Genomic DNA, 3,325 nt, shown 5'->3' on the forward strand with positions numbered 1-3,325 from the left:
TGTTCATCTGCTTTCTATACTGAGTTGGGGAATTCTAGTATATCAGACGAACATGTCTTTTTTGTTGCACTTCATTTTACAACACGGGAATTTTTTTCTCAAGATGAAAAACAACTGCCATTCCCATGAGAATAGCAGTCTTATCTTATTTAATTTTATCTTCCTCGTAGTCACCATTTGGACAGACAACTTGTTTACCACCACCGCGAACTTTTTTCTCAACGAGATAGTGGTCACATTTCGGACAGCTACGACCAACAGGTTTATCCCATGAGGTGAATTCACACTCTGGATAACGGTCACAACCATAGAAAAGTCGATTTCGTTTGCTCTTACGCTCAATGACCTGGCCTTGTTGACACACTGGACAAGTCACGCCAATCTCCTTGGTAATTTGCTTAGTATTGCGGCAATCGGGGAAATTACTACAAGCATAGAATTTTCCAAAACGACCAAGTTTAATAACCATTTCATGTCCACAAACTTCACAATCAAAACCAGCTGGCTCATCCTTTATTTGGATTTTCTCCATTTGGTCTTCAGCTTTAGAAAGTTCCACTTTAAAGGGTTGATAGAAACCATCAATAACCTTCTGCCACTGCTCCTTACCAATCTCGACATCATCCAATTTCTGTTCCATATCGGCTGTAAACTTAACATTAACGATATCAGGGAAAAATTCGACAATGAGTTTGTTGACAATCTCACCCAACTCTGTCGGTTCGAAACGCTTAGCAGCAAGTTTGACATAATAACGTTTTTGAATGGTTTCAATAGTTGGAGCATAAGTTGACGGACGACCTACACCATTTTCTTCCAAGGTCTTAATCAAAGTAGCTTCAGAATAGCGAGCTGGTGGCTGCGTAAAATGCTGTTCAGGATTTGTTGACGTACGTACAACTGTATCACCTTGCTCCATATCTGGCAACATCTTATTCTTGTCAGAATCATTATAGACAGCCATGTAACCATCAAATTTAACTTGGCTACCATTGGCAGCAAAAATCACTCCATTTTGACCTAGACGAACACTCATGGTATCAAAGACCGCCGCTGCCATCTGACTAGCTACAAAACGATTCCAAATCAAGGTATAAAGACGAAGTTGGTCCTTATCCAAATATTTGGCAATGGATTCCGGTGTCAATTGAACATTTGAAGGACGAATGGCTTCGTGGGCATCTTGGGCACCGGTCGCATTCTTGACCTTGCTACCATGTTTGGAATACTTTTCCCCAAAACGTTCTGTGATAAACTCCGCCGCCTGAGCCTGAGCAACTGGACTGATACGGGTTGAATCCGTACGCATATAGGTAATCAAACCTTGTGTACCACCTGTACCAAGACTAACCCCTTCATAGAGCTGTTGGGCAACCATCATGGTCTTACGGGTACGGAAATTGATTTTGTTAGCCGCATCCATTTGCATAGTCGAGGTTGTATAAGGAAGTGGTGCATTGCGTTTACGTTCCTTACGCTCTACCTGTTCGACCAAGAAATCATCGCTATTTAAACGAGCCAGAATCTCCTTGACCTGTTCATTGTTTTCAACCTTAACTTTTTTCCCATCTAGTCCATAAAAGCTAGCTTGAAATTTCTTTGTACCCTTTTTAAAGGTGGCATCAATAGTCCAATATTCCTCTGGCTTGAAATTGTTGATTTCATTTTCACGGTCTATAATGAGTTTGAGGGCAACGGATTGCACGCGCCCTGCAGATAAGCCTTTTTTGACTTTCTTCCATAGAATGGGTGAGATTGAATATCCAACAATACGGTCTAGAACACGACGAGCCTGTTGGGCATCAACCAAGTCATGATTGATAGCGCGTGGTTCCTTGAAGGCATTTTTTACAGCGTCCTTGGTGATTTCATTGAAAACAACACGGTTTTTATCATTTTCATCCAGTCCCAAAATATGAGCCAAATGCCATGAAATCGCTTCTCCTTCACGGTCCGGGTCACTCGCCAGAAAGACTTGTTTGGCATTTTTTGCTTCTTTCTTCAAGGAATTGATGAGCGGACCTTTACCACGGATATTGATATACTCTGGTGCATAGTTATTGTCAAAGTCAATAGACATACTTGATTTTTTCAAATCACGAATGTGTCCGACTGAGGCAACAACCTTATAATTTTTACCAAGATATTTTTCAATTGTCTTAGCCTTTGCAGGCGACTCTACAATGACAAGATTTTTCTTACTTACTGTTTTTTTCTTACTAACTGATTTTGTAGCCATTCTTATACCTTACAATTATTTTTAACCTCACAAAGAATATACTATTTTTCAGCTAGTGTCAAGATTTTTATTTTCCTATAGGAAAACTTATTTTATAATTGATAATCTGAAAGGATGTCCAAGCCTGATGTAATACACTTTGCGCCTTCTTGAATCAAATGATGACAACCATCTGATTTCCCATCCAAAATGGAACCAGGTATGGCATAGACTTCTCTTCCTCCTTCCAAGGCACGTTCGCAGGTAATCAAGCTACCCGACCGCATTTTAGCTTCGCAGACTACCAATCCTTCCACCAAACCAGCTATAATGCGATTGCGTTCTGGAAAATGGTATTTGAGAGGGTCTGCACCTGGTTCGTATTCAGTCAAAACTAAATGGTGTTTTCCGATGTAGGTCTGTAATTCTCCGTTTTCTTTGGGATAAATCTTATCCAAACCTGTTCCAATAACGGCAATGGTTTGCCCACCATTTTTCAGGCTAGCAATATGAGCAGCTGTATCAATTCCTCTTGCCAGACCACTAACAATAACAAAGCGATTATTTAGTTCTTTGATAATTTTCTGAACAGACTGAATACCAGTTTTGCTGGCATTTCGTGTACCAACGACTGCCAGCTTTGATTTTTCTAGCAATTCTAAATCCCCTTTATAAAACAAAAGTACAGGTGGATTGTAAATTTGCTTCAATGCTAACGGATAAACGTCATCCAAAATCGAAAAAGAAGGAAACTTGTTAAATTCTTCCCGACAAGATTTGATATCCAAATTCTTATAGTTCTCCATAAATAGCACTGGATTTTTACATTCAGATACGACCGCGACATTACGTAAGGTCAATTTTTTACCATGTAAATCTTGATAAGTCAAAACTTTATTAATATTTAGATTGGTCAGACCTGCTTTTTTCCATTTAAACAATTCAAAATTATTCATTTTCTTCACCTCACCTTATCTATTCGCAAGGCAAAGAAAAAATTCTCCCAAATGGAAGAATCAGATTGCAGACAAACATCGTTTTGGTGTTTGTCTTTTTTACTGTTTTTAGAGAAAAATGGCTGTTTTAATGCTGAAACCACCCCATCTG

General features: G+C 39.3%; 2 protein-coding genes. Both read right to left on the reverse strand.

Going from position 1 to position 3,325, the window contains the following annotated elements:
* Positions 1–145: 145 nt before the first annotated feature.
* On the reverse strand, positions 146–2,239 hold the full coding sequence (gene topA, locus RFK25_RS11255) for a type I DNA topoisomerase (RefSeq protein WP_332413517.1): 2,094 nt from the start codon (positions 2,237–2,239) through the stop codon (positions 146–148).
* A gap of 92 nt (positions 2,240–2,331) precedes the next feature.
* Complete coding sequence (gene dprA, locus RFK25_RS11260; protein ID WP_332413518.1) at positions 2,332–3,174, reverse strand: DNA-processing protein DprA; 843 nt, start codon at positions 3,172–3,174, stop codon at positions 2,332–2,334.
* Between the last annotated feature and the right edge of the window lie 151 nt (positions 3,175–3,325).

Source organism: Streptococcus sp. SS-4456, assembly GCF_036680365.1.
Lineage (GTDB): Bacteria > Bacillota > Bacilli > Lactobacillales > Streptococcaceae > Streptococcus.

Coding starts and splice junctions, on each gene's coding strand:
- topA (WP_332413517.1), bottom strand. CDS start 2,239: ATGGCTACAAAATCAGTTAGTAAGAAAAAAACAGTAAGTAAGAAAAAT.
- dprA (WP_332413518.1), bottom strand. CDS start 3,174: ATGAATAATTTTGAATTGTTTAAATGGAAAAAAGCAGGTCTGACCAAT.